Origin of the sequence: Dyella terrae (genome assembly GCF_022394535.1) — a bacterium.
In the GTDB taxonomy this organism is placed as follows: Bacteria; Pseudomonadota; Gammaproteobacteria; order Xanthomonadales; family Rhodanobacteraceae; genus Dyella.
In genome coordinates, this window is record NZ_CP089414.1 from 2,210,189 (window position 1) to 2,234,192 (window position 24,004).

Below are 24,004 nucleotides of genomic sequence, written 5' to 3' on the forward strand. Positions count from 1 at the left end.
GCAAGGCATGGCAGGGTCAAGCCATTCGGCAGGCCTCCATTAATAAAAAAGCCGGCGCCCAAGGGGCGCCGGCTTCAAGTAACACCTTCGCAAGCTAATACGCTTAGAAGGCGTACTTCACCGTCAACAGGACCGACCAGCGCTGGGCAAGGTCGTCGTTGTTGTTGATGTAGGTCGGCACCGCCAGCGGCTGGTAGCCATTACCCTGGTTGTACGTGGTGCACGATGCCTTACCGCCGCAATCGATGTTGTAGATGTACTTGCCCGTCTTCGGATCGACGCCGGCGTAGTCAGCCAGTGCACGGCCACCCGGGAAGTTCACACGCTTCTCGATACCCCAGTGCTTGTTCAGCAGGTTCGTGAAGTTGTAGACGTCGAGGCGGACGATGCCCTTGTTGCCCTTGAAGATGCCCGGGATTTCCTGGCTGAAGCTCAGGTCGATCTGGTTGATCCAGCCGGCGCGGTCGCCATTGCGCTTGGCCACGTCACCCTGGTGATCCTTCAGGTAATCGTTCTTCTGGATGTAGTCCCAGAACTGCTGGATCAGCTTCGGATCGGTACCCGGACGGAACTGCACTTCACCCGGACGCGGGATGTAGACGAGGTCATTGGTGTAACCGTCGCCGTTGGCGTCATTGCCGAACGTCCAGCTGTACGGGGATGCGGAGTGACCGTCGTAGAAAATGCTGGCGCTGGTGGTGTAGTCACCCCAGAAGCGATGCTGCCAGTTCAACGAGGCGATCACACGACGCGGCACCGAGTAGTTCGAGGTGCTGGCCACGTTCTCGTTGGAGTTGTAGACGTAGTTGTTGCTGTAGTTCGAGTTCGCCACCGAGGACGTACCAGGGTTCACTTCGGTCGAACGGCTCCAGGTGAAACCGACCATACCCGACCAATCTTCCGAGAACGGCTTCTTCAGCGACAGAGCGATGCTGTCGGCGCTGCCCTTGTCGGTGTTGGCGAGGTTGATCATCTGGCCCGAGAACGCCTGGTTGGCATTCGCACGCGGACCTGGCTTGGTCGTCGCCGGATCGGTTAGCTGACCGTAATACGAGCTGCGGCCATCCGGCAGCACCCCGGTCGGCGTACCAAGGTTCACGTTCTGGAACCAGATGGCATCGCGCTGCTTGATGTGCTCCCAGTCCGCCGTGGCGATCAGGCCGTACCAGGGCAGCTCACGGTCCACGCCGAGGCTGATCTTCCACGCGGTCGGGATGTTCCAGTCCTTGGAGATGGTGTTGACCGTCATCACGCCCGCGCCTGCGGGACCATTGTTCTGATGGTTCGGATCCGTGCTGAAGGCAGGCAGCTTGGTGTTGCACGGTGCGGACTGCGTCGGGCCGCAGTTGTACTGCGTCTGCGTCATACCCGAGTTGGAGAAGATGTTGCCCAGCCACACACCCGGCTGATTGGTCACGAACAAGCCGGCACCACCACGCAACTGCGTCATCCGCTCGGTGTTGAACGTGTAGTTGAACGACATGCGCGGCTGCACGACGCGATGGCCGTTAATGGTGTTCTGGTTGGTCTGGCCGAAACCGCCGATCGCCTGACCCTTCGCGTTGACACCCGCCGGAGCCGCGTAGGCCGCGTTATAGAGCGGCTTGTCGTCCATCAGCGGCACGTCAACGCGCACGCCGTACTGCAGCGACAGGTTGTTGGTGACCTGCCAGGTGTCCTGCAGGAAGACGCCCCACTGGTTGAGGTTGTAGCGGGCAGCCACATCATCCAGGCCCAGGCCGTTGGCCGGACGGTTGTAGCGATACTGGTAGTACTGGCCGCTGGCGAAGTTGCTCAGACCCGTGGTGGCCTTGCCGCCCGGGACTTCTTCAAACACGTAGCTGCCGTAGTAGTTCTGCAGGAACAGGTTGTAGTACTTGTCCTTCTCGTAGTCGAAACCACCCTTGAGGGTGTGGTCGCCGAGATACAGGGTACCTGCCCACGCGGCATTGAAGGTTTTCACCTTCAGCACGTTGGCCTGGCTGGAGTACTCCGTGCCGAACTCGATCGCCGGATTGCCGTACTGCGTCGGGTAGACAGTGATGTCAGGCATGGCCACGCCGTTGTACGGGCCACGGTTCTGGTTGAAGTTGGCGTACGAGACGGTGGTGTCGGTCGAGAAAATGTCCGACCAGTCGTCGTAGAAGTGCAGCGCGTAGCTCTTGTTGTCGACGTTGGTCTTGTACCAGCCGCTGGACAGCACCAGCTTGGTCTGGCTGCCGGTGATGATCGGCTTGTTTTCCTTCGTCTCACTGTAGGTGAAGCTGGCGCGGTGGTTGTCTGCGATATTCCAGTCGACCTTGGCGAGGTAGCGCTTATCGGTCAGGTTGGAGTTGCCACCACCCACCGTGCCGATGTCGTTCATGCCGTACTTGGCGGCGATGTCACGCACCTGCTGAACCTGCTGGTTGGTCAGGCCTTTGATCGGCGTCGCTGCGCCAGAGTCCTGCGGACCGTACGGGCTGCCCGAACCGACCTGCTGGCTCTTTTCCATCGAGGCGAAGAAGAACAGCTTGTCCTTGATGATCGGACCGCCCACGGTGCCACCGGCCGTCCACTGGCGGCTAAAGCCGGCGTACGGCTTGTCCTGCTCGTTGTCACCGATCATGTCGGTGTTCTGGAACGCGTAGTAGACCGAGCCGTGGAAGTCGTTGGTACCGCTCTTGGTCACGGCGTTGACGTTGGCGCCCAGGCCGCGGCGGTTGGCCACATCGTAGTTCGCCGTCGAGATGTTGTATTCCTCGATGGTGTCCTGCGAGATCGGCGTGCCCAGCGTCGGCAGGCCGTTCGCATTCAGGCCGAACGGATCGTTGGCGCTGACCGAGTCGACGGTGATGTTGTTGTAGCGGCTGTTTTGGCCAACGGCCGAGATTTCGCCACGGGCGCGGTCGGTGATGACCACGCGGGGATCCATGCGCACGATGTTCTGGATCGAGCGGCCCGGCGTGGGGGCGGCGTCCAGCTCGCGACGCGAGATATTGGTGCTGATGCCCTTGTTCTCGGGCGTGAAGGTCTGCGACAGCGAATTGGCCGACACGGTCACGCCCGTGAGGTTCTGCGCATTGGCGGTGGCAGCGGTCACGCCCATCGTCAGATTGACCGCGGTGTCCTGGGCCAGCTGCAGATAGACGTTGTCCTGTTCGGTCTGCGTGCCGTCCTTGTTGACCTTCACGTCGAACGGACCGCCCACGCGCAGGCCCTGTGCCGTGTAACGGCCGGCCGCGTCAGTGGTGGTGGTCTTGGTAGTACCCGTGGGCTCATGGACGATCTGCACGGTGGCGCCGGCAACCGGCTGGCCGCTGCCGTCGACAATGCGACCGCTGATGGAAGACGAGGTGTCCTGGGCAAAGACCGGAGCGGTGGCGAGCAGCGTCGCAATTGCTACGGGCAGCAATTTTGTGCGCAAAGAGTGGTTCATCGAGATTCGACCCCTAAGAGATTCGCAAAAAAGGCATGGGACCAGACCAGAGGAGTCCCATGCCCCTCCGCCACCGTCTTAAGTGACTGATTCCCTAATAAATTTAGATGCGCCCGGGGTGCCCGGCATCATATGCCGACCGGGGCTCATCACGACGAATGTAACCGCAGTATATTACAATTTCGTAACTTCTTGACGAACAACTCACACTTCTTGCGTTTAGTTCCTGCGAATTTCGCAATAGATCGCTGTCTCGCCAACTTTTCTTCAGGCACAAAAAAACCGCCTCCCGAAGGAGGCGGTTTCTGGACCATCGCTTGCGTGCTGGTTCGGTTCGCTTAGAAGAACGAGATACCGAAGGTGACCATGTAGGTACGGTCTTCCAGCAGCGAGTAGTACGGTGCGGAGGCGAACAGTGCGGAGCCGGTGTTCGGATCCTTGTAGACGCCACCCGGGTTGCTGGCCAGGAACGCGCCGATGTTGTTGGCGTTGGTCAGCGCACGCTTGTTGGTCAGGTTGAACACGTTGAGCTTGATGTACGGGTTGCGCAGCCAGGTGGCGAAGTCGTCGAACTTCCAGCCCGCATTCAAGTTGAAGGTCGTGTAGCCACCGACCTGCTCGGTGTTCATCCAGTCACCCCAGATCGGACCGCGGTACTTGGCGTCGAGGCTGGCCCAGAACGGACCATGGTCGTAGCCCAGGCGCACATAGCCCGAGTTCTTCGGCGTGTTGAGGAAGGTCTTGCCCTTGGTCGCGAAGGTGCCATCGCCGAACGTGTTCACGTCGCCGTCGAGAATGGCCTTCTGGTACGAGTAGTTGCCGTACAGGGTCCAGTCTTCGAGGAACTTGTAGCTGGCTTCGGCGGTAACGCCGCGCATGTGCATCTTCGGCAGGTTCAGGTACACGGTCTGACCCGTGGTGTTGTCGTAACCGGAGATCTGCTTGTTGACGAGGTGCGACTCATACGCATCGACGTTGGCCGAGAACTGATCGGCGTAGAAGCGCCAGCCGAGGTCCACGGTCGTCGCCTGCTCCGGCTTGTTGCCGTAGGTGCCGGCAGCCGCATTGGCAACGTTCTTCGGGTTGTCGGCTACAGCCACGTTCTGCAGCAGCGCGCCGTTGATCGGAGCGCGGTAGGTGCGGCCGGCGCCGATGTAAAACTGGTTCTGATCGTTCAGCTGGTACTTCACGCCAGCGGTCGGGCTGATCTTGTGATAAGTCGCGCTGCCTTCGCCACCGTACTGGTTGAGCTTCGGATTGGTGCTCTGGCTGCCCCAGTTTTCGAAGTCGTAGCCGTCACGCGATTCCCAGAAGTAGGCCGCGCCCGCGGTGATCGTCCACTTGTCGTCCGGCGTCCAGGTGTTGGTAGCGAAGAACTTCTTGATTTCCGACGTGGTGTACTCGCGGTACAGGCGCTGCACCACGCCGTTGGAGTACTTAATCAGATCCGTGTTGCCCCAGAAATCGGCCGGCTCGCCGCCCACGGCGGGGGTGAAGACCTCTTGTTGCTGCTGGCGCGTGCGCTCGTACCAGAAGCCGTACTCCAGGCTGTCATTCATGCCGAAGTCCTGGTTCAACTTGGCGATGACACCCGGGCGGTAGGTGAACGTCTGGCTGACGTCGTAAGCCACCGCGCTGCCGCCGATCTTTCCGTCGCCATTGAGATCCTGGTCGGCGGTGCCGATCACGTTCTGCGGCACGGCCGATTCGGTGAACTTGTAGCCGCCACCGCCACCGCCGTTGCCGTACCAGAAGTACGGCACCACCGACAGGCGCAGGCTGTCAGCGAGCTTGAACTCGCCGTCCATGCTGGCGAGCCAGCTGGTGAACGGGTTGGTGTGGAGCTTCCAGTAGTACGTATCGGTCGGGCTGTAGTTCTCGTCGTAGCTCTGGAAATAGCCGCCCGAGCGGACCTGAGCCTTGGTCAGGCTGTCGTAGCTGTAGTTGCGCTCGCGGTTGTACTGGAACGAGGCCGAGATGTAGTTGTCGTCGTTGATCGTCCACAGCGCCTTACCGTCGACCTTGGTGACGTTCAAGTCGCCCGGGCCGCGCCAGAAATCGGAGCTGTTGTTGGAATAGGACAACCAGGCGCGCACCGGACCGAGATCGCCGGTGTTGAAGCGCAGATAGGTGCGGCGATAGTCGTGGTTGCCCAGGCTCTGGGCGAAGTCCAGACCGGCGGTATGCGACGGATCAATGGTGACCCACGAGATGGCACCGCCCGCTGCACCCGCGATCGGCGTGTCGACGTCCGGGTAGCCCTGCAGCACGGTGATGTCACCCATGTTCTCGGTGTCGCCGTACTCGGTCGAATAGACCTTGTAGTTGCCGCTGTCGTTGATCGGCGCACCGTTCACAGTGGTGCCGATTTCGTCGCTGGTGAAGCCACGGATCTGGTAGTTACCGTTGGCCAGGCCGCTCACGTCGTCGGTCGAGGCATTCACACCCGGAATGCTGTCGATCATCTGCACGAAGGTGCCGCCCGGGGCCGCCTTGACGATCGCGTCGCGCGAAATGGTCGAAACCGCCTTCGGCGCCGTCTGCACCGACATCAGGCCGCCACCCAGCGACAGGCTCTGCGCTTGCACCGTCACGGTGTCCAGCTGCTGAGCGCGCTTGGTGTCGTTCGACGTGGTGGTGTTGGACGTGCTCGACGCACCGGCACGCTGAGTCGTCGCGTCCTTGGTGTTGGCCGTGTTGGTCGTCTGAGCTGCCTGGCTGTTGGCGTCCTGTGCAAGCGCGGAGCCGGCCGCCATGCAAAGCATGGTGGCGATCGCCATGGAGAGGTGATTTCGTTTCATCGTCGTCATTCCAGAATTGACAAAAAAGGGAGGTCAGCTGCCTTCCCGGAGGTCGCAGCAGCAGTAAAGGAATCGCGCCAGCGGCCATGACTGAAAGATCTTTCGATGAACTCGAAAGATATTGCGCAAGTTGTTGCCTATAAACGCAATTTCATGTCATTTAACGTAATTTTAAACGTTTCCTCCGGGCGTAAAAAAGCCCGATCGGTGAAAGATCGGGCGAAATTACGAAATCAGTTGTGACCGTTAACCAGAACGGCAAAAGCCCCTTGTGTTCTGGTCAACGCCGTAAGGATTACATAAGTATTTTACAAGAAATTTACCGTTGGATCACGCGGCCCCACTTTGCGGGGCCGCGAGTCGAAATAATCGACGCCAGATCACGGCATCCCCGCGGCAAACCGCAAGGAATGCAACACGGACAGCAGCTACTACTACTTACCCAGATAGCGAGCGCGTTTCGCAGGTTTCAGGGTCGCCAAGTCGAGCATGACCAGGCCATCCACGCACCCGGAGAAGCCCGGATCCTCGCCGAAGTCGAGGAACTGCACGCCTTCGGGTTCGACCAGGTCGACGTACTGTCGATAAAGCACCGGCAGGCTCACACCCAACGCGTCCAGGTGATGCTTGAGCTTGCCAAGGCCGGCCGTCGGATCCAGACCCGCCAATGCATCGCGCACCAGGTCGATAATCGCCGGTGACACCACGAACGGCTGCCGTGCTGACGCCAATCCTGGTGCACCGAAGTAGTGCTGATGCGCCGCAGCGATCCATTCGCGCGCTTCGCGCGGCAGAGTGACTGACATGCTCACCGGGCCGAACAAATAGCGCAGTTCCCTGTGCCGCTGAAGATAAAGGCCAATGCCTTGCCACAACTGGTCCAACGCACGCGAGCGCCAATAGGCGGGCGCGACGAAACTGCGTCCCAGCTCCAGACCCTGTGCTAGCCGCGATTCCAACGCCGGCGAATAATTGAAGAGACTGGCCGTATAGAGCGCACCCATGCCGCGCTCACCGATCAGCCGTCCACCATGACCAAAGCGATAGGAGCCAACGATGCGAAACACCTTCGGATCCCACAGCACCAGATGTTCGTAATGCGCATCGTAGACATCGAGGTCGCGGCGCGCGCCCGTACCCTCACCGACCTTGCGGAACGTCAGCTCACGCAAACGGCCGATTTCACGCAATACGGCACTGTCGGAAGCCCCTTTGAACAAAAGGATCTGCTTGCCGTCGCTGAGATCAGCCAGCTTTTCCGCCTGCGACTGCAGTTCGGCCGCTACCCGCTCGGTTGGCTCCGGATGCGCCAGCGGCGCCTGCCCGCCAAAGATCAGGCCACGATGGCGACCCACGCGATACACATGGCGACGCATCAGCTTGGCCGCGCGCTTGGTCGAACCACCACTGTGCTGTTCGAGTTCGTCAGCCGATACGAGCCGGCCCACGCTGAGACCCACGCGCCTGCTCGTCGGTGAAATGGCTTCGCGCGGCAACATGGCCGTGCTTAGCGGCTTGGCCAGCATCGACAGGCCATAGAACATGGCGGAATTGCGGGCGGAAATGTGGATCGGCAGCACCGGCGCGCCGCTGCGCTGCGCCAAGCGAACGAAGCCCTCGGACCAACGCCCGTCGCTGACGCCTGATGGGCGCACGCGCGACACTTCACCGGCGGGGAACACGATCAGCGCTTCGCCATTATCCAGTGCGCGATAGATGTCGCGCATCTTCGAAGCCGCGCCCTTACCGAACACATCGACCGGCAACAGCAGCTTGTGCAGCGGCTCGATCGACATCAGCCAGTCGTTGGCCAGGATGCGCACATCGCTGCGCACCGAGCCCACCATCTGCAGCAAGGTCAGGGCGTCGATCATCCCGAGCGGATGATTGGCGACGATCAACACGCCGCCCTCGACAGGGATGTTCTCGCGCTCGCGCGGGTTGACAAAGTAACTGACGCCAAGCACATCGAGGACGCGCTCGACGAAATCGAAGCCTTCGGCATCACCGGCGGCTACCAGCGTACGGTTGAAACCATCCTCATCGGCCAGTCGGCCCAGCATGCCAGCGACTGGCCGGCGGATCAGTGGATGTTGCGCCAACCATGGCAGACGTTCGGTGAGGGTCTGTTCAACGCTGAGCATGACCGCCTCCTGGAATTTTCCTTATGCTGGTGGCGGATTATGACAGCAAGGTTATGCGGATAGGACGAAAGATCGCACTGGTGGCATTTGGCCGCGTTTCAAACAGCCAGATGCAAATACGCTGCCACACCGCTCAGGAACATCTGGACTGACAGCGCGATCAGCAGCATGCCCATGACGCGCTCAAGCGCGGTGAGTACGCTCTCGCCCAGCCAGCGGAAAAGGTAGGTGGAACACAGCAGGATCACGGCCGTTGCCAACCAGGCGCCCAACAAAGCAATCGCCCAATCCGCGGTGCGGCCCGGCTGCGTATTGGTAAGCAACAACAAAGCTGCCATAGCAGATGGTCCGGCCACCCCCGGGATCGCCATGGGCACGATGAAAGGCTCACCCTCCCCCGGCTTGCCGAAGATGCCGCCGCCATCGGCGGGCGGAAATACCATGCGGATGCCGATCAGGAACAGCACGATGCCACCGGCAATGCTGATGGATTCCTGCCGTAACTGCAGCACCTTGAGGATGTGCTGCCCCCCGACCAGGAACCCTAGCAGCACGCCCAGTGCGATCAGCAGCTCGCGGATCATCACCTTGCGGCGGCGCTTGGGCGGTACGTCCTTCAACAGGCTCAGGAAGATCGGGATGTTTCCCAGCGGATCCATGATGAGGAACAGCAGGATCGCTGCCGATAGCGTGGTCATCTGCGCTTCCATGTCAGCAGGACTCCTGTGTCATGGTCATGCCCGCACGCGCAGATCGAGCGCCGCGCCACGCGTCGCCTTACCCTGCTCGCCCAGCAGATGCACTACCACTTCCGCCGTCGCGTTCGGCAGCGGCTGGATCATGGTGTCTTCGCCGAAATACGCTGCGCGGCGCAACGTAGTACGCATGGGTGCCGGCACCAGTGCATGCGCGCGTAGCGACGATGATTCGGTTTCCTGATGGAGTATTTCCACCAGTCGCTCCAACGCAGACTTCGATACGCCGTAAGCACCCCAATGTGCGCGCTGCACAAGTTCGGGATTATCGAGCACGAATACCACGGCGCTGTCCGGCGCGCGCGTGAGCAATGGCAAGCACGCCTGCGTCAATGCAAAGGGCGCAGACACGTTGACGTGCATCACCCGCAACCAGTCGTCGGGCTTGTGCACGGCCAGCGGCGTCAACTCCTTGAAGCTGACAGCAGCATGCACGACACCATCGAGCCGACCAAAGTCGCGCTCAAGACCATCGGCCAGCGCTTCGTAATCGCTGGGTGTCGCCACTTCCAGATCGAGCGGATGGATCACCGGCTCCGGCAACCCTTCGCTCACCATGGCGTCGTAAAGCTGCTCTAGTTGGCGCTTGCGGCGGCCGGTAATGACGACCGTGGCACCGGCCCGTGCGACCGCACGAGCAACGGCGGCACCGAGCCCACCATAGGCGCCAGTGACCAGCACGACCCGGCCATCCAGCGAACCAGGGGCCAGCGCCCAGCCGTCCGGCAAACGAAGCAGCGGAAGCGCCATTAGGAATCGGCTCCGGCGACATCGGCGGCCATGCGGGCAAGTTCACCGGAGACCTTCAAGTCCTCCATGATGTCGCAACCGCCGATCAGCTCACCTTGAATGAAGAGCTGTGGGAACGTCGGCCAATTCGCGTAATGCGGCAGCGCCGCACGGACTTCCGGATCGGCCAGCACATTGACGGCGTGGAATTGCGCACCCGCTTCCTTCAGTGCCTGCGCTGCGCGGCTGGAGAAGCCGCACATGGGGAACTGCGGCGTGCCCTTCATGAAGAGCACGATGGCATGTTCGGCCAACACGGCCTTGATTCGCTCGTTAACGTCCATAACTAAGTTCCTGCTTCATATCTTTTCATGGCCCGCGTTCGTCGCCTCAGCCCGCCTCAGAGCGAGGTGAGTCGTAGCGCCTGACGGGTGGTCAGGTCAAGGCTCAGCTCGCTCTGAGGCGGGCTGAGGCGGCGAACCCTATGGGCCGGGTCTGTTTGCCCGCCAACCCGCGTCATCACTTGGTCGTGTATCGACATACACTCCCTCGTTCTTTCTTGGCTGACGGGCAAACAGCTCCCGGCGCGAGCCATGAAAAGATATGAAGCAGGCACTCATCATTCATCGCTAGAATGCAGTGAGATCGCTAGTGTATCAGTCGTGTGCGGGTCGCCGGTCCTCGGCCATTCCAAGCCCGACCCCCTTTCCTCAGCCAACGCCCAGGAGCCACAACATGGCATTCGAACTCCCCCCCCTTGCCCTACGAAAAGAATGCGCTGGAGCCGAACATCTCCGCCGAAACGCTGGAGTACCACTACGGCAAGCATCACCAGGCGTATGTGACCAACCTCAACAACCTCGTCAAGGGCACCGAGTTCGAGAACGCCTCGCTGGAAGACATCATCAAGAAGTCCTCCGGTGGCGTGTTCAACAATGCCGCCCAGGTCTGGAACCACACCTTCTACTGGCACTCGCTTAGCCCGAAGGGTGGCAATGAGCCGACCGGCAAGCTGGCCGACGCCATCAACAAGGCATTCGGCTCCGTCGAGAAGTTCAAAGAAGAGTTCACCAAGTCGGCCGTTGGCAACTTCGGCTCGGGCTGGACCTGGTTGGTGCAGCGTCCGGATGGTTCGCTCGGCATCGTCAACACCTCGAATGCCGCTACGCCGATCACCGGCAGCGACAAGCCGCTGCTGACCTGCGACGTGTGGGAACACGCGTACTACATTGACTACCGCAACGCCCGCCCGAAGTACATCGAGGCGTTCTGGAACCTGGTTAACTGGGACTTCGCGGCCAAGAACCTGGCCTGATCCCTCCGGCAATCCAGCAAAAAAACGGGGCCATTGGCCCCGTTTTTTTTATGCATCACGGGTTGTTTTTGTAGAAGTGCGCTTGCACGCAACAACCCTGCAAAGTGACATGCTCAACCGCTGCGGTCGCGCGCACGTGCGCTCTACAGCAATCAAGCGCTCACTTGCTTTCCATCAACTTGCCCACCGCCGGATCGGCCTGCTGATCGCGCCCCAACGCATGCGCAATGCCAGACAAGCGTTCGACCAGCCGCGCTGCATCGGGCGCACAAACCGTGGCATGACCCACCTTGCGGCCGACACGCGGCTGCTTGCCGTAGTCGTGCCAATGCGCGTCCACGGCTTCCAACACGGGTGCGGCATCCGGCAATTCGCCGATCCAATTGAACATCGCAGACAGACCACGTGCCGAGGTATCCCCCAGCGGCAGACCGAGCACGGCACGCACGTGATTCTCAAACTGGCTGGTCAGTGCACCCTCAATGGTCCAGTGACCGGAGTTGTGCACACGCGGGGCCATTTCATTGCCGAGCAACTCGCCGTTCTTCACAAACAGCTCCAGCGCGAACACGCCGACGTACTCCAACTTCTCCGCTAGCGTGCGCGCCAGATCGGTCGCCCGCCCCTGTAGCGCGGCAATATCGGAGGCCGGGGCCAGACTCAGCGACAGCACGCCTTCGGTATGCCAGTTCTGCGTGAGCGGCCAGGTGCGGAAATCACCTTCACGACTGCGCACGGCAATCACCGACAGCTCGCGATCGAACGGCACAAAGGCTTCGAGAATCAGACCATGGGCCTGGGCCTGTGCGCCCAGCGCGGCCCAGGCGGCGTCGGCATCGGCCAGTGTCTTGATGCGGAACTGGCCCTTGCCGTCGTAACCAAGGCGGCGGGTCTTGAGGATGGCCGGCGCACCCACGGCCGCCAACGCCTGGTCCAAACCCTCACGCGTGTCCACCGTCTGGAAGGCCGGCGTCATCAGGCCGCACTCGCGGAACAGGGTTTTCTCTGCCAGACGATCCTGCGCGACAGCGAGTGCACGCGGCGCAGGAAAAACGGCGACGCGCTTCGCAAGCCAGTGCGCGGTCTCAGCCGGGACGTTCTCGAAATCGAAAGTAACGACGTCGACTTCGCGCGCGAAATGATCCAGCGCGTCGTAATCGGTCCAGTCCGCCACCACCAGCGGAGCCACCTGCCCTGCGCAGGCGTCGGAGGCACTATCCACCACTAGCGTCTTCACACCTAACGGTGCGGCGGCAAGGGCTAGCATGCGGGCGAGCTGGCCGCCACCCAGAATGCCGAGGACGGGTTGGCGACGGGCGGTCACGCGCGCGGGTCCGGATTATCCAGCACGGTCTGCGTCTGGCGGGTGCGGTAGGCATCCATCGCCGCAGCGATGACCGGGTCATGCAGCGCAAGCACCGAGGCCGCGAGAATGCCAGCGTTCACCGCACCGGCGCGGCCAATGGCCAGCGTGCCGACCGGGATGCCGGCCGGCATCTGGGCGATGGAAAGCAACGAATCCATGCCGTTCAGCGCCTTGGACTGCACCGGCACGCCGAAGACCGGCAACCGCGTCTTGGCAGCCAGCATGCCCGGCAGATGAGCGGCGCCGCCGGCGCCGGCAATGATGACCTGGATACCGCGACCGACCGCCTCTTCCGCGTATTGGAACAGCAGGTCAGGCGTACGGTGCGCAGAGACCACGCGCACCTCGTGCGCTACGCCCAGTTCGGCCAGCACGCTGGACGCATGCTCCATGGTTTCCCAGTCGGAACGGGAGCCCATCACAACGCCCACGCGCGGCGGGAGGGAAGTCGAGGTCATGACCCAAGCCATCCAAAAGGGTTATTGTACGGACTTTCCGCGTCTCGGCACGATCCCGCTCCCCATGGACAAACGCCTTCTCGACATCCTTTGCTGCCCCGTCAGCAAGGTCCCCGTCCGGCCCCTGCAGCGTCAGGAGCTCGATGCCCTGAACAAGGCCATCGCTGCCGGCCAAGTGCAGACCGTGACCGGCGTGGCCGTGGCGGCCCCCTTGACCGAAGGCTTGGTGACCACTGACCGCAAGGTCGTCTACCGGGTCGAGGACGGCATCCCCGTGATGCTCCCCGAGGAAGGTATCGGAACCTTGCAGCTCACTGACTTCCCGGCAGCCGCCTGACCCCGCCCGGGGGGTCTTGGTACCGCAAAAACCCGCATCTTGTGAACGTGTCGACATATATCGATACGGTCAATGACAGCCGCCGCCGCCATCCCTTATTGTAGGGTGGTGTATTGTCGTACGCGGCTAGGATGCACGTCGGCATCACTTTCAGGGGGTGGGGCGATGAAAGACGCCAGTGAATCATCCAATATCGTCAGCCTGACCCAGCGCCTGGATCCCTCCAGCGAGCGCGGAGGCGCCCTTTTGAACACCATCAGGGACATCGCCGGCCGCCGCCTGCAGATTTTGATCAACGGCATGTTCGAGCATGTCGATGACGCGCTTTTCGACCTGGCCGAGAAGGCAGAGAACAACGCCGCGCAGATGCACTATTTCGACGGCATGCGCGAAGTGCGCAAGCGCCGGCCGATAGTGGAGCGCGGCTTTCTTGGGCAGATCTCCCGCGACTTGAGCGATTTCGCCTCCAGCTACCGCAACAACGCCGGCAGCAATGGTTCGGTATCGGCGCCGCTGGGCTCAGTGGAACTTTCGCTGGTGGCCGACAACGAGCTGGAAGAATCGCTCGCGATCACCAGCATGATCGGCAAGAACGAAACGCGCCTGACGCGCGACCTGTTCGCCGTGAATCAGCGCCTCTCGGTCATCTATGGTGGCGTCAAGATCGACGACGCCACCAACCCGGTGGGCCCGGCCGCGCTGTCGCAAGCGTTCCGCCAGGCGATGCGCGAGCTCAACGCAGAAATGCGCGTCAAGCTCATCATCTACAAGCTGTTTGACCGCTACGTGCTGGCCTCGCTCGACGAGCTCTACCAGGAGATCAACGCCGAACTGGTACAGGCGGGCGTGCTGCCACAGCTGCGCCACGAGATCTCTCGCTCCGGTGGCGCGCCACGCACTGCAGGCGCCGCCACACAGGCAGCCGAAGCTGCCGGGGTGGGAGCAGCCGAGGCAACCTTCCTTGCCGACGACGAGGCCGGCGCATCGAGCGAGCTCATCCAGACCCTGCGCACCTTGTTCAGCGCGCGTCGCACGCCCCCGGTTTCCGGCGGCACGCAGCGCCTGCCCGCTGGCGCCGTGCAACTGCCTAGCGCCAATGAGCTGATCGGCGCACTCAGCGTGCTGCAAAGTCAGGCAGCCATCAGCCAGCAGATGCCGATAAACACTGGCAGCTCGAGCGAACTTGCCGGCGAAGTGCAACGCCTCAAGGAACACCTGCTCGCCCAGATCGGCTCCCTGCGCGGTGAAAAGCCGAGCCAGGTGTCGACCATCGACGAAGACACCATCGATCTCGTCGGCATGCTGTTCGAGTTCATTCTTGAAGACCGCAACCTGCCGACGGACATGCAGGTACTGCTGGCACGCCTGCAGATTCCGTACCTCAAGGCCGCGATCCTCGACCGCAAACTATTCGCACACCGTCAGCACCCGGCGCGTCGCTTGCTCGATGCGCTTGCTGACGCCGCCAAGGGCTGGTCAGCGGAGTCCGATCGCGACCATCGCCTGCACGACAAGATCAAATCCATTGTCGACCGCCTGCTGCAGGACTTCGACGATGACATGACCATCTTCGAACGCCTGTGTGCCGAGCTGCAGGAGTTCCAGGACATCAGCCGCCGCCGCGCGGAACTGGCCGAACAACGAGTAGCCGAGTCCACCCGCGGGCGCGAGAAGCTCGAGCAGGCGCGCCGCCGCGCCGCACGCGAGATCCTCAGCCGTATAGAAGGCCAGCACCTGCCGCCGCTGATCCACGGCATCCTGTCGCGCGCATGGGCCAACTACCTGGTGCTGACCATCCTGCGCCAGGGCGAGGAATCGAGCGAATTCCGCGATGCCCTGCGCTTCGCCAACGACTTCATCGAGAGCACCAAGCCAGCCCGCACGCTCGACGAGCGTCGCGCACTGCGCCAGATGCTGCCGGGCATCGAGCGCGCGCTGCGCCGCGGCCTGGCCAACGTGGCCTTCCAGGAAAGCGACATCGATCGCCTGCTGGCCCAGTTGCATACGTATTACCGCCACCAGCTCGGCGAAGCCGTGTCGGAGGCCGAAGTGCAGGCCGTGGAAGAGTCCACGACCCTGCCCATTCCGGAGAGCATCCAGCCGATCGCCGAGTCGGAGGCCGAGCTGTCACGCTCGGAGCCCGAACCCGAGCCGGCCATGGACACACCGGAAATGCAGCTCGTGGCCGAGCTCAAGCCCGGCACCTGGCTGGAGTTCGTAACAGGCCCGGAAACCATCGAGCGCGCCAAGCTCTCGTGGATCAGCCCGATGAGCGGGCGCTACCTGTTCGTGAACCGTCGCGGCCTGAAGGTGGCCGACTACGCCCCGCATGAATTGGCCCAGGCACTCGCCAGCGCTACGGCGCGCGTGCTTGAATCCAGCGCACTGTTCGACCGTGCGCTGGACGCCATCGTCGGTCGCCTCAGTCAACCAGCCCCCTCTCAAGCCCCGACCGAATGACTTCATCACAACTTGCTGCACCGTCCGCTGACCTGATCGAGGCGGATGTCACGCGCGTCTTTGCCGAAGATATCGGCACCGGCGATGCCACCGCCGACCTGTTGCCTGCCCACGCCTCGGCCAGCGCCACGCTGACCTGCCGCGAAGACGCGGTGATGGCGGGCATCGACTGGTTCAACACCTGCTTCCGCCGGCTCGACCCCCAGGTTGAGATCGAATGGGCCTTTCGCGACGGCGATCGCGTCGCCGCTGGCTCCGTGATCTGCCGGCTACGCGGCAAGGCGCGCGCGCTGGTGAGTGCTGAGCGCTCGGCGCTCAACTTCCTACAGTTACTCTCCGGCACGGCCACGACAACCGCCGCGCATGTGGCCGCTGTCGCCGGCACCGGCGTGCGCGTGCTCGATACGCGCAAGACCGTGCCCGGGCTTCGGCTCGCCCAGAAATACGCCGTGCGTTGCGGCGGTGGTCACAACCACCGCGTGGGTCTCTACGACGCCATCCTGGTGAAGGAGAACCACATCATCGCCGCAGGTAGCATCAAGGCGGCGGCTGAGGCTGCCCGCCGCCTGCACCCCACGCTGTTGCTGGAAATTGAGGTAGAGAACCTGGACGAGCTGCAGCAGGCGTTGGATGCCGGCGCCGACCGAATCATGCTCGATAACTTCACCCTGCCCCTGATGCGCGAAGCAGTCGCCATCGCCAAGGGGAAGGCTGAGCTCGAGATATCCGGCAACGTGGACCTATCCACCATTGGTGGGTATGCGAGCACAGGCGTGGATTACATCTCGGTGGGCGCGCTCACTAAGCACGTGCGCGCCGTAGACCTGTCGCTTCGCCTGCAATTGGACTGAACGTAGGACGTTCCGTTTCGCAAGGGGTTGCGTTCACATCGCGCCCCTTGCAAGCGGCCCGCAACGCCTACACTCTCGCCGCATGAGCGAGCTTTCTGACCTGTTTATCCTGCTTCTGTTGCTGGCCGTCATCGGCCTGTGGCTCAAGCTGGCCCGTGGCCGCGAACAGGCTGCGCAGGAAGCACGCTTGCAGTGCCGCCAACACGGGCTGCAACTGCTGAGATGAAAGCGTCGGCCTGCGGGGTGTCCGGCTACTCCGTCAGCGAGGCCAATTGCTTCTGGAACGCTGCTATACGTTCGAAGTGAGCATCGATGGCAACGATCGCGAACCGGGAAAGCTTTGGTTGATCGGGCGCACACTCAGTGGCCTGAGCTTGCCGACTATCCAGACCCACCTGCCGGGCCTGTTGACCGAACACGAGCCGCCGCCGGCGATGGGCAACAACGTCATCCCGCTGCGCCCCCGTCTGCACAAGGACAATCAGCTGCACTGAAGCCTTGGGCGACGGCTTGGCCGGCGCCCGCTCATGGGTGACTTACTTCACCACCCGCAGGAAGGGCGCATTGCGCTTGGGCTTTTCAATGGCCTGGTCGCCATCGGAGGGGGGCGGCGTGTCATCTGGATCAGGCGAAGACGGTGGCGGCTGGTCGCCCCCTTCCTCTGCCGGGAACATCATGCCCTGCCCGTTCTCCTGCGCATACAGCGCCAGCACGGCCTGAACCGGGATATGGATGTTGTGGCTCACGCCTGAAAAACGCGCCTGGAAGCTAATCCAGTCGTTACCCAGATCCAGATTGGCGACAGCGCGCATCGCCAGGTTCAGCACGACCTGACCGTTCTTGATGACCTGAGGTGGCACTCGCACCCCTTCCCGCCCGGCGTCCACGAGGACGTAGGGAGTCAGATTGTTGTCGCTGATCCAGTCGTAAATCGCCCTGAGCAAATAGGGACGATTGGAGGACATCGGCGGAAGCTTGTCGTCGGTCATTCAAAAACCTATGGAGGGCGCCGCCTCGCGGGACGGGGTCCGGGGGGCGCCAATGGGACGGCGTCAGTGTAATGCCAAGGCACGGCCAGTTGTCGCACCGTCGCTATAAAACGCCCCTCGCCCGGCCCGCAGGGGCTCGGAACAGCTCACGCGAAGACCGATGGCCCTGGGTGAGTCAGGGTCGCATGGCCTTTTCTTCTGGCGTCATGCTGCGGGCATAGCCTTGGCTGGCGAACAGGCGCTCGCCATAGTCCAGGATAGGCTTGCCCTCCCTTCCCAGGTCCACCCCCAGCCACGGCAGCCGCCACACTACGGGCGCCACCAAGCAATCGGTAAGGCTCATTTCCGGATTCAGGAAGAAACGGGAGGCCTTGAACAGCGGCAGCGTCGACAGCAGGTGCTCGCGCAGCCGCTTGCGGGCCGCATCCGCCGGCCGCCCACCCGCCCTGATGGCATCCATCTCGGGCAGCCAGTCCAGCTCGATGCGCACGTTCGCCAGGCGCAGACGCGCCCTCGACAACGGGTCGATCGGCATCAATGGGGGGTGGGGATAGCGTTCGTCGAGGTATTCGCAGACGACCGCGGTGTTGTAGAGGGATAGGTCGCGATCAACCAGGGTCGGCATGGTGCCGTAGGGGTTGAGGTCGAGCAAATCTTCCGGCGGCTTGGCGGGATCGACGATCACCCGGTCATAGCTCACGCCTTTGGCAGCGAGCACCAGGCGCGTTCGATGGCACTGGATGCCATCTGCGGTGGTGTATAGGGCGAGTGCGGTACGCGAACGAGCGCTTTGGACCATGCGCGATCTCCCCATCGGCGTCAGCAAGTACGGCGACCCTCAAGCCCGTGTGGGACTCGCAGGCCGCCGTACCGTAGGCTCTGGAAGGTGACGTCTTAGTGGACGTCCTTCCAGTACTCCTTCTTTAGCAGATATGCCAGGAAAGTGAAGCCCGCCAAGAAGAGCAGCACCCAGATGCCATAGCGCTGGCGCTGCAGGGCCGCGGGCTCGGCGGCGTACTCCAGGAAGTTGGTCAGGTCACGGGCGGCCTGCTGGTACTGGGGCTGCGTGAGCTTGCCTGGCTGGGAGAGCTCAAGCTTCTCCACGTCGTCGCTACCTTCCTTCTTCACGGCCGTCTGGATGCCCTGCAACTCCCACAGAGGGAATGGCATGGAGGCATTCGGGAACACCGTGTTGTTCCAACCCACCGGACGGGTGGGGTCGACATAGAAGGAATTGAGGTAGCCGTAGACCCAGTCGGCTGTCTTGGCACGCACTTCCAGCGAAAGATCTGGCGGTGCTTTGCCGAAGAATTGCTGGGCCGAATCCTCCGGCATGTGCGAGATCACGACGTCACCGAACTTGGCGCCCGTGAAGTTGAGGTTCTTCATCACCTCGTCTTCGGACAGACCCAGATCCTCGGCCATGCGCGAATAGCGCACGTACTTCAGCGAGTGGCAACCCACGCAATAGTTGAAAAACAACTTGGCGCCACGCTGCAGCGAAGCCTGATCGCGGATGTTGGTACCGGCGGAGGGCAGGCCGCCCTCTTCCTGCGCCATGACGGATTGGGTACCGACCAGCAGGCCAACGGTGAGCGCGATCGTGGAAATGATTTTCTTCATCGAGGGCTGCCGCTTAGTCATGGTCAAACACCACCCGCTCCGGAACTGGCTTGGTCTTTTCCCAGCCGAGCCGCGTGTAGAACCAGAGGAAGACGAAGTACCCGAAGTAGACGATGGTCATCACGCGACCGAACAGGTTTTCCCAGAACGTCGCATCCTTGGGCGCCCACTCAGTCGTCAGCTCGCCCACCACACCCGCACCCACCAGCGCCAAGCCGATGAACGAGGCCGCGAATGTCATCAGCGCCACCTTGAAGCCCGTGCCGCGATAACGGATGGAACGCACCTTTCCAGCATCGATCCATGGCAGCACGAACAGCAACGCGATCGCGCCGAACATGCCAAGCACACCCCAGAAGGCCGTGCCGAAGAACGACGGGATCATGCGCAGAATCGCGTAGAACGGGGTGAAGTACCACGACGGCTTAATGTGCGTCGGCGTGACCAGATTGTTGGCCGGAATGAAGTTGTCATGCTCCAGGAACCAGCCGCCAAAGGTTGGCGCGAAGAAGATGATGAACGCCGCGATGACCAGGAAGAAGCCGAGGCCGAACAGGTCCTTCACCGTGTAATACGGATGGAACGGAATGCCGTCCATCGGCGCCTTCGGATCCCAGCGGTTGCCCTTCGGGCCATGCTTGGTGTCCACGCCGTCCGGGTTGTTCGAACCCACTTCGTGCAGCGCAGCCAAGTGCAGCACCACCAACAGCAGCAGCACGATCGGCAATGCGATCACGTGCAACGCAAAGAAGCGGTTGAGCGTGGCATCGGCCGGCAGGTAATCGCCCATGATCCATTCGACCAAGGACCCGCCAATCACCGGGATGGTACCGAACAGCGAGATGATCACCTTGGCGCCCCAGAACGACATGTTGCCCCACGGCAACACGTAGCCCATGAAGGCCTCGGCCATCAGCGCCAGGAAGATCAGCATGCCAAGCAGCCACACCAGTTCGCGCGGCTTCTGGTACGAGCCGTACATCAACCCGCGGAACATGTGCAGGAACACCACCACGAAGAACAGCGAGGCACCCGTGGAGTGCATGTAGCGGATCAGCCAACCCCACTCCACGTCACGCATGATGTACTCAACCGAGTTGAAGGCTTCCGCCGCACTCGTCTTGTAGTTCATGGTGAGGAAGATGCCGGTGACGATCTGGTTGATCAGTACCACCAGCGCCAGCGAACCGAAGTAGTACCAAAGATTGAAGTTCTTCGGCGCGTAATACTCGGTCATGTGCTTGCGGTACATGGGCATGAGGCCCGGTGCCCGCTCGTTGACCCAATCACCGACACGCGTGAATACGTTGGCCATCAGCCTGCCTCCTTCGGATCCACGCCAACCTGGATGTGCGTGTCGTCAACGAAATGGTACGGAGGCACCAACAGGTTCTTCGGTGCAGGCACGCCCTGGTAGACGCGACCGGACATGTCGTAGCGCGACTTGTGGCAGGGGCAGTAAAAACCACCCTTCCAGTCGGGATCGAACGGCTCGGGCTTCATCACCGGCACGAAATCGGGCACGCAGCCCAGGTGCGTACACAGCCCCACCAGCACCAGCCACTCGGGCTTGATCGAACGTGCTTCGTTCTGCGCGTACTTGGGCTGCTGTTCGGCCGAGCTGGAGTCAGACTTGGCATCGACCAAGCGTGCGTCCTGGCTGGGCAGCGCGTCGAGCTGCACCTTTGTGCGGTTGACCACGAACACTGGCAGGCCACGCCACGGGTACGTTACCCGCTGGCCCTCTTCGACCTTGCTGATGTCGATAGTGACCGGGGCACCTGCGGACTTAGCCCGCGCACTGGGTTCCCACGACTTGATGAAGGGCACGACTGCCGTGACGACTCCCACACCTCCGACCACTGCCGTGGTCGCTGTGAGGAAGCGGCGGCGGCCGTGATCGACGACTTCGTTCGCCATCAGGCTCTCCGGTACTTATGCCATTGAGACGCGGAACTTAATGAGTTCCACAGGTGCTTGCCAAGCGCGTCGATCAAGTCCGACAGCAAGAGACTACATGCTGCGACCGGAAAATCCCCCCTAAGTCTCCCCCTTAGAGAACAGCAGGCACGCGCGGTACCAGCACGATGAGCATGCAGCAGAGCCACAAGCCTTCCGTTGTCAGGCGCCTGGCGCACCGGGGAAACCCCGGAACAACCCGCTTCGCAAGCGCCAGCAGAATCTGACTCCCGCAAATCGCGTTAGTCTAGCGTCATGGCATGGCTCGTACAATAAAGCCGCCACGCCTGCGACACCTGTACACACCACTCTCTAACACCTTGCTGCGAAACGCTTTAACGACATGAAACATGCCGCTGGCACGCTCGCATTCATTGCTCGCTTCGTGGTGCTCGGGCTGGCGGTTGCCTTCATCATCAGCCTGGTCTGGCCGAACGTGGGCAATCGACTGCGGGAACATCTCGGGGTTGTACACCCGACCACCGACTCCGTAAGCACACCGGCGCCGACACACTCGAGCGGTCCGATGTCCTACGCCGATGCCGTCGCCAAGGCGGCGCCCTCCGTGGTGAACATCTACGCCAACAAGATGGTGACCGAGCAAGCCGTGCAGATGTACACGGACCCCGTGCTCCAGCGCCTGTTCGGCGGACGCCCTGCGGGCCCCGCCTACAAGCGGCGTGAGCAAAGTCTGGGATCGGGTGTGATCGTGCAGCAGGGCTACGTGCTTACCAACAATCACGTCATCGCCAATGCCGACGACATCCAGGTGCTGCTGTACGACGGCCGCGTCGCCAAGGCCACCGTGGTTGGCGCCGACCAGGAGACCGACCTCGCCGTGCTGCGCATCGACGCCGGCAACCTGCCGGTGATCCACATCGCCGATCAACGCCCCGGACGCACGGGTGATGTCGTGCTAGCCATCGGCAACCCGCTAGGCCTCAACCAGACGGTAACGATGGGCATCATCAGCGCCATCGGGCGTCAGTTGAATACGTCCAGCCCCGAAGACTTCATCCAGACGGACGCGGCGATCAACCTCGGTAATTCGGGTGGTGCCCTGGTCAACACCGACGGCGAACTGGTGGGCATCAACACCCTACTCATCGGCAAAGCCGCCAACGCCGAAGGCATCAGCTTCGCCATCCCCGTGGCCAGCGCCAAGCGCGTGCTCGATCAGATTATCGATTCGGGTCATGTCGTCCGTGGCTGGATGGGCGCCGACTACACCTTCGTACCTGTAGCCGCCGATAGCGGCCTGCCGGCGGCGGCGCGCGGCGCACAGGTCACCGACATCTATCCGGGCGGCCCGGCGGCCCAGGCCGGCATCCAGCCGCACGACATCTTGCTGCGCATCGGCACGGAAGACATCGTCGATCCTGCTGACCTGCGCCGCCACGAAGCCGCGTTCAAGCCCGGGAGCAAGGTGGAAGTCTCCGGTCTGCGCAACGGCGCGCCATTCCACACCGAGGTGATCCTGGCCCAGCGCCCACCGATGACGCCGACGGCGTCACTGGATGGCTGACACACCGGCAGCTGCCACCGGTGCGTGGCCGCCTGACGGATGGATAGCCAGCCCATAGCGCTTACGGAGTGTGCCCACACGCTCCACGTAAACCTGCGTTTCGGCAAAGGGCGGCACACCGTTGTACTTCTGCACGTTTCCGGGGCCCGAGTTGTAAGCCGCCGCCGCAAGGCGCTCATTGCCGTCGAAGGTGCGCAGCAGCAAGGCGAGATAACGGGCGCCACCACGAATGTTTTGCGCTGTATCGAAGGCATCGCGCACGCCCATGTTGGTGGCCGTGGCGGGCATCAGTTGCATCAGACCCTGCGCACCCTTGATCGAAAGCGCACGGGGATTAAATGCACTCTCTGCATGAATGATGGCTCGCAGGAAGGCCTCGTCCACACCCGACTCCTGGCTCGCCAGCTGGATCACATCCGCATAGGCACCGAGATTGAGCGCCACCGAATCCCAGCGGATGTTCGAATGCAGATTGCACGCGGCACAGGTGGCGATATAGCTGAACAACATGGTCACGGCGCGCCCCTGATCACCGGCGGGCCGCAGGTTCGTGTACTCCACGCTGCCGTCCTTGCGCACCACGCGGTAGACCGCGCCGCGCAAGACGCGACTGCCATCATCGGCCACGTCTGCGAGCGGCTTGTCGGGCACCGAATCACTTCGAGCGGGGCTGGCTTCGCTGTAGCTCCACTGCCCTGGCTTGCCGGTGGGCGTGGTGGACTGGGACGGCTGCGCGGGCGGAACGACACGCGCGGTGGTATCGACGGAATCCTTCACCCAAGCCACCGACGGGGGTTGCGGCGTGCTCGCCACCAACGCCTTGCTTGCAGAGGTATCGGCCGAGTCCTTGACCCCGGTCAGTGACGGCGCAGAAGACGTGGCCGTTGGCTTTCTACGCACCGGCTCGGGTGCCCCCGCGATACGGCTGCATCCCTGATAACCGGCGGCGCTACTACTGAAGACCACCTCACCCGACGAACCGGTGCAGCGATACAACGCCCCGGCATGACCCGCCCGAGGAAACACCAAGAACCCCATCAGGATCGCGCAGGCAGCCACCAGCCAGCGCATCGGCGTGCGCAGCCGTGATGTGGGCAGCCCGGTCACGGACTTCCCTCGGGCCGCCCAACCTTGGCGGCGGCCTCATCCCGGTCAAACACCGACATCGATCCCCCTTCGTCAACTTCTCCCCGGCGTGTAGCGCAAGAACCGGGCCCGGCGGCAGTGTGCTCTCGCTCTGGGCGCCCGCCAAGCAGGACAAGGCTGATTCGTGC

At 62.3% G+C, this 24,004-nt stretch carries 21 protein-coding genes; 7 read left to right on the top strand and 14 right to left on the bottom strand.

The features are described 5' to 3' along the window. Positions 1-103 precede the first annotated feature (103 nt). The 6 genes from DYST_RS09500 to grxD form a co-directional block, all read right to left on the bottom strand. The gene (locus DYST_RS09500; RefSeq protein ID WP_239951530.1) at positions 104-3,418 is read right to left on the bottom strand and encodes a TonB-dependent receptor; all 3,315 of its coding nucleotides are present in this window, start codon (positions 3,416-3,418) and stop codon (positions 104-106) included. A gap of 338 nt (positions 3,419-3,756) precedes the next feature. After that, positions 3,757-6,219, bottom strand: a complete 2,463-nt coding sequence (locus DYST_RS09505) for a TonB-dependent receptor (RefSeq protein WP_239951531.1) — start codon at positions 6,217-6,219, stop codon at positions 3,757-3,759. A 434-nt stretch (positions 6,220-6,653) separates the two neighbouring features. Next, entirely contained in the window at positions 6,654-8,363 is a 1,710-nt protein-coding gene (locus DYST_RS09510; RefSeq protein ID WP_239951533.1) for a GNAT family N-acyltransferase, read from the bottom strand. A gap of 98 nt (positions 8,364-8,461) precedes the next feature. Further along, on the bottom strand, positions 8,462-9,061 hold the full coding sequence (locus DYST_RS09515) for a YhgN family NAAT transporter (protein ID WP_102301352.1): 600 nt from the start codon (positions 9,059-9,061) through the stop codon (positions 8,462-8,464). A gap of 36 nt (positions 9,062-9,097) precedes the next feature. Next, positions 9,098-9,868, bottom strand: coding sequence for an SDR family NAD(P)-dependent oxidoreductase (locus DYST_RS09520; RefSeq protein ID WP_239951534.1), 771 nt, complete (start codon positions 9,866-9,868; stop codon positions 9,098-9,100). Continuing rightward, a complete protein-coding gene (gene grxD, locus DYST_RS09525; protein WP_102301285.1) occupies positions 9,868-10,191 on the bottom strand; it encodes a Grx4 family monothiol glutaredoxin in 324 nt (107 codons plus the stop codon). The genes DYST_RS09520 and grxD overlap by 1 nt, the downstream gene beginning before the upstream one ends. A 413-nt stretch (positions 10,192-10,604) precedes the next feature. On the opposite strand from grxD, the gene DYST_RS09530 reads away from it, so the two are divergent. After that, a complete protein-coding gene (locus DYST_RS09530; RefSeq protein WP_239951536.1) occupies positions 10,605-11,162 on the top strand; it encodes a superoxide dismutase in 558 nt (185 codons plus the stop codon). 160 nt (positions 11,163-11,322) lie between these two features. Here the strand turns inward: DYST_RS09530 and DYST_RS09535 are convergent, their stop codons facing one another. Both DYST_RS09535 and purE read right to left on the bottom strand, forming a co-directional pair. Beyond that, a complete protein-coding gene (locus DYST_RS09535) occupies positions 11,323-12,486 on the bottom strand; it encodes a 5-(carboxyamino)imidazole ribonucleotide synthase (protein WP_239951538.1) in 1,164 nt (387 codons plus the stop codon). Continuing rightward, the gene (gene purE, locus DYST_RS09540) at positions 12,483-12,986 is read right to left on the bottom strand and encodes a 5-(carboxyamino)imidazole ribonucleotide mutase (protein WP_102301282.1); all 504 of its coding nucleotides are present in this window, start codon (positions 12,984-12,986) and stop codon (positions 12,483-12,485) included. Before purE ends, DYST_RS09535 begins: the two co-directional genes overlap by 4 nt. A 64-nt stretch (positions 12,987-13,050) precedes the next feature. Between purE and DYST_RS09545 the strand changes: the two genes are divergently transcribed. The 5 genes from DYST_RS09545 to DYST_RS24180 all read left to right on the top strand — a co-directional run bounded on the left by DYST_RS09545 (position 13,051) and on the right by DYST_RS24180 (position 17,128). After that, entirely contained in the window at positions 13,051-13,323 is a 273-nt protein-coding gene (locus DYST_RS09545; RefSeq protein WP_102301351.1) for a Trm112 family protein, read from the top strand. 165 nt (positions 13,324-13,488) lie between these two features. Beyond that, a complete protein-coding gene (locus DYST_RS09550) occupies positions 13,489-15,783 on the top strand; it encodes a DUF1631 domain-containing protein (protein ID WP_239951540.1) in 2,295 nt (764 codons plus the stop codon). Further along, positions 15,780-16,634, top strand: a complete 855-nt coding sequence (gene nadC / locus DYST_RS09555) for a carboxylating nicotinate-nucleotide diphosphorylase (protein WP_239951542.1) — start codon at positions 15,780-15,782, stop codon at positions 16,632-16,634. The genes DYST_RS09550 and nadC overlap by 4 nt, the downstream gene beginning before the upstream one ends. An 82-nt stretch (positions 16,635-16,716) precedes the next feature. Continuing rightward, complete coding sequence (locus DYST_RS24175; protein ID WP_343214866.1) at positions 16,717-16,860, top strand: DUF3301 domain-containing protein; 144 nt, start codon at positions 16,717-16,719, stop codon at positions 16,858-16,860. Positions 16,861-16,906: 46 nt separating this feature from the next. Further along, entirely contained in the window at positions 16,907-17,128 is a 222-nt protein-coding gene (locus DYST_RS24180) for a DUF3301 domain-containing protein (protein ID WP_343214867.1), read from the top strand. Between the two features lie 42 nt (positions 17,129-17,170). Here the strand turns inward: DYST_RS24180 and DYST_RS09565 are convergent, their stop codons facing one another. From DYST_RS09565 to petA, 5 genes are all read right to left on the bottom strand, one after another. Next, on the bottom strand, positions 17,171-17,623 hold the full coding sequence (locus DYST_RS09565) for a ClpXP protease specificity-enhancing factor (protein ID WP_233202264.1): 453 nt from the start codon (positions 17,621-17,623) through the stop codon (positions 17,171-17,173). 175 nt (positions 17,624-17,798) lie between these two features. After that, positions 17,799-18,422 (bottom strand): glutathione S-transferase N-terminal domain-containing protein, encoded by a 624-nt coding sequence (locus DYST_RS09570; RefSeq protein WP_239951543.1) that lies wholly within the window; start codon positions 18,420-18,422, stop codon positions 17,799-17,801. A 95-nt stretch (positions 18,423-18,517) separates the two neighbouring features. Beyond that, positions 18,518-19,267 (bottom strand): cytochrome c1, encoded by a 750-nt coding sequence (locus tag DYST_RS09575; RefSeq protein ID WP_428993969.1) that lies wholly within the window; start codon positions 19,265-19,267, stop codon positions 18,518-18,520. Then, positions 19,260-20,561 (bottom strand): cytochrome b, encoded by a 1,302-nt coding sequence (locus DYST_RS09580; protein ID WP_239951544.1) that lies wholly within the window; start codon positions 20,559-20,561, stop codon positions 19,260-19,262. Before DYST_RS09580 ends, DYST_RS09575 begins: the two co-directional genes overlap by 8 nt. Beyond that, positions 20,561-21,166: a ubiquinol-cytochrome c reductase iron-sulfur subunit gene (gene petA / locus DYST_RS09585; protein WP_239951545.1), complete on the bottom strand. Its 606-nt coding sequence runs from the start codon at positions 21,164-21,166 to the stop codon at positions 20,561-20,563. The genes DYST_RS09580 and petA overlap by 1 nt, the downstream gene beginning before the upstream one ends. Before the next feature lie 382 nt (positions 21,167-21,548). On the opposite strand from petA, the gene DYST_RS09590 reads away from it, so the two are divergent. After that, the gene (locus DYST_RS09590; RefSeq protein ID WP_239951546.1) at positions 21,549-22,730 is read left to right on the top strand and encodes a S1C family serine protease; all 1,182 of its coding nucleotides are present in this window, start codon (positions 21,549-21,551) and stop codon (positions 22,728-22,730) included. Here the strand turns inward: DYST_RS09590 and DYST_RS09595 are convergent. Then, entirely contained in the window at positions 22,716-23,837 is a 1,122-nt protein-coding gene (locus tag DYST_RS09595) for a transglycosylase SLT domain-containing protein (protein WP_239951547.1), read from the bottom strand. The two genes, DYST_RS09590 and DYST_RS09595, sit on opposite strands and share 15 nt — an antisense overlap. Positions 23,838-24,004 lie beyond the last annotated feature (167 nt).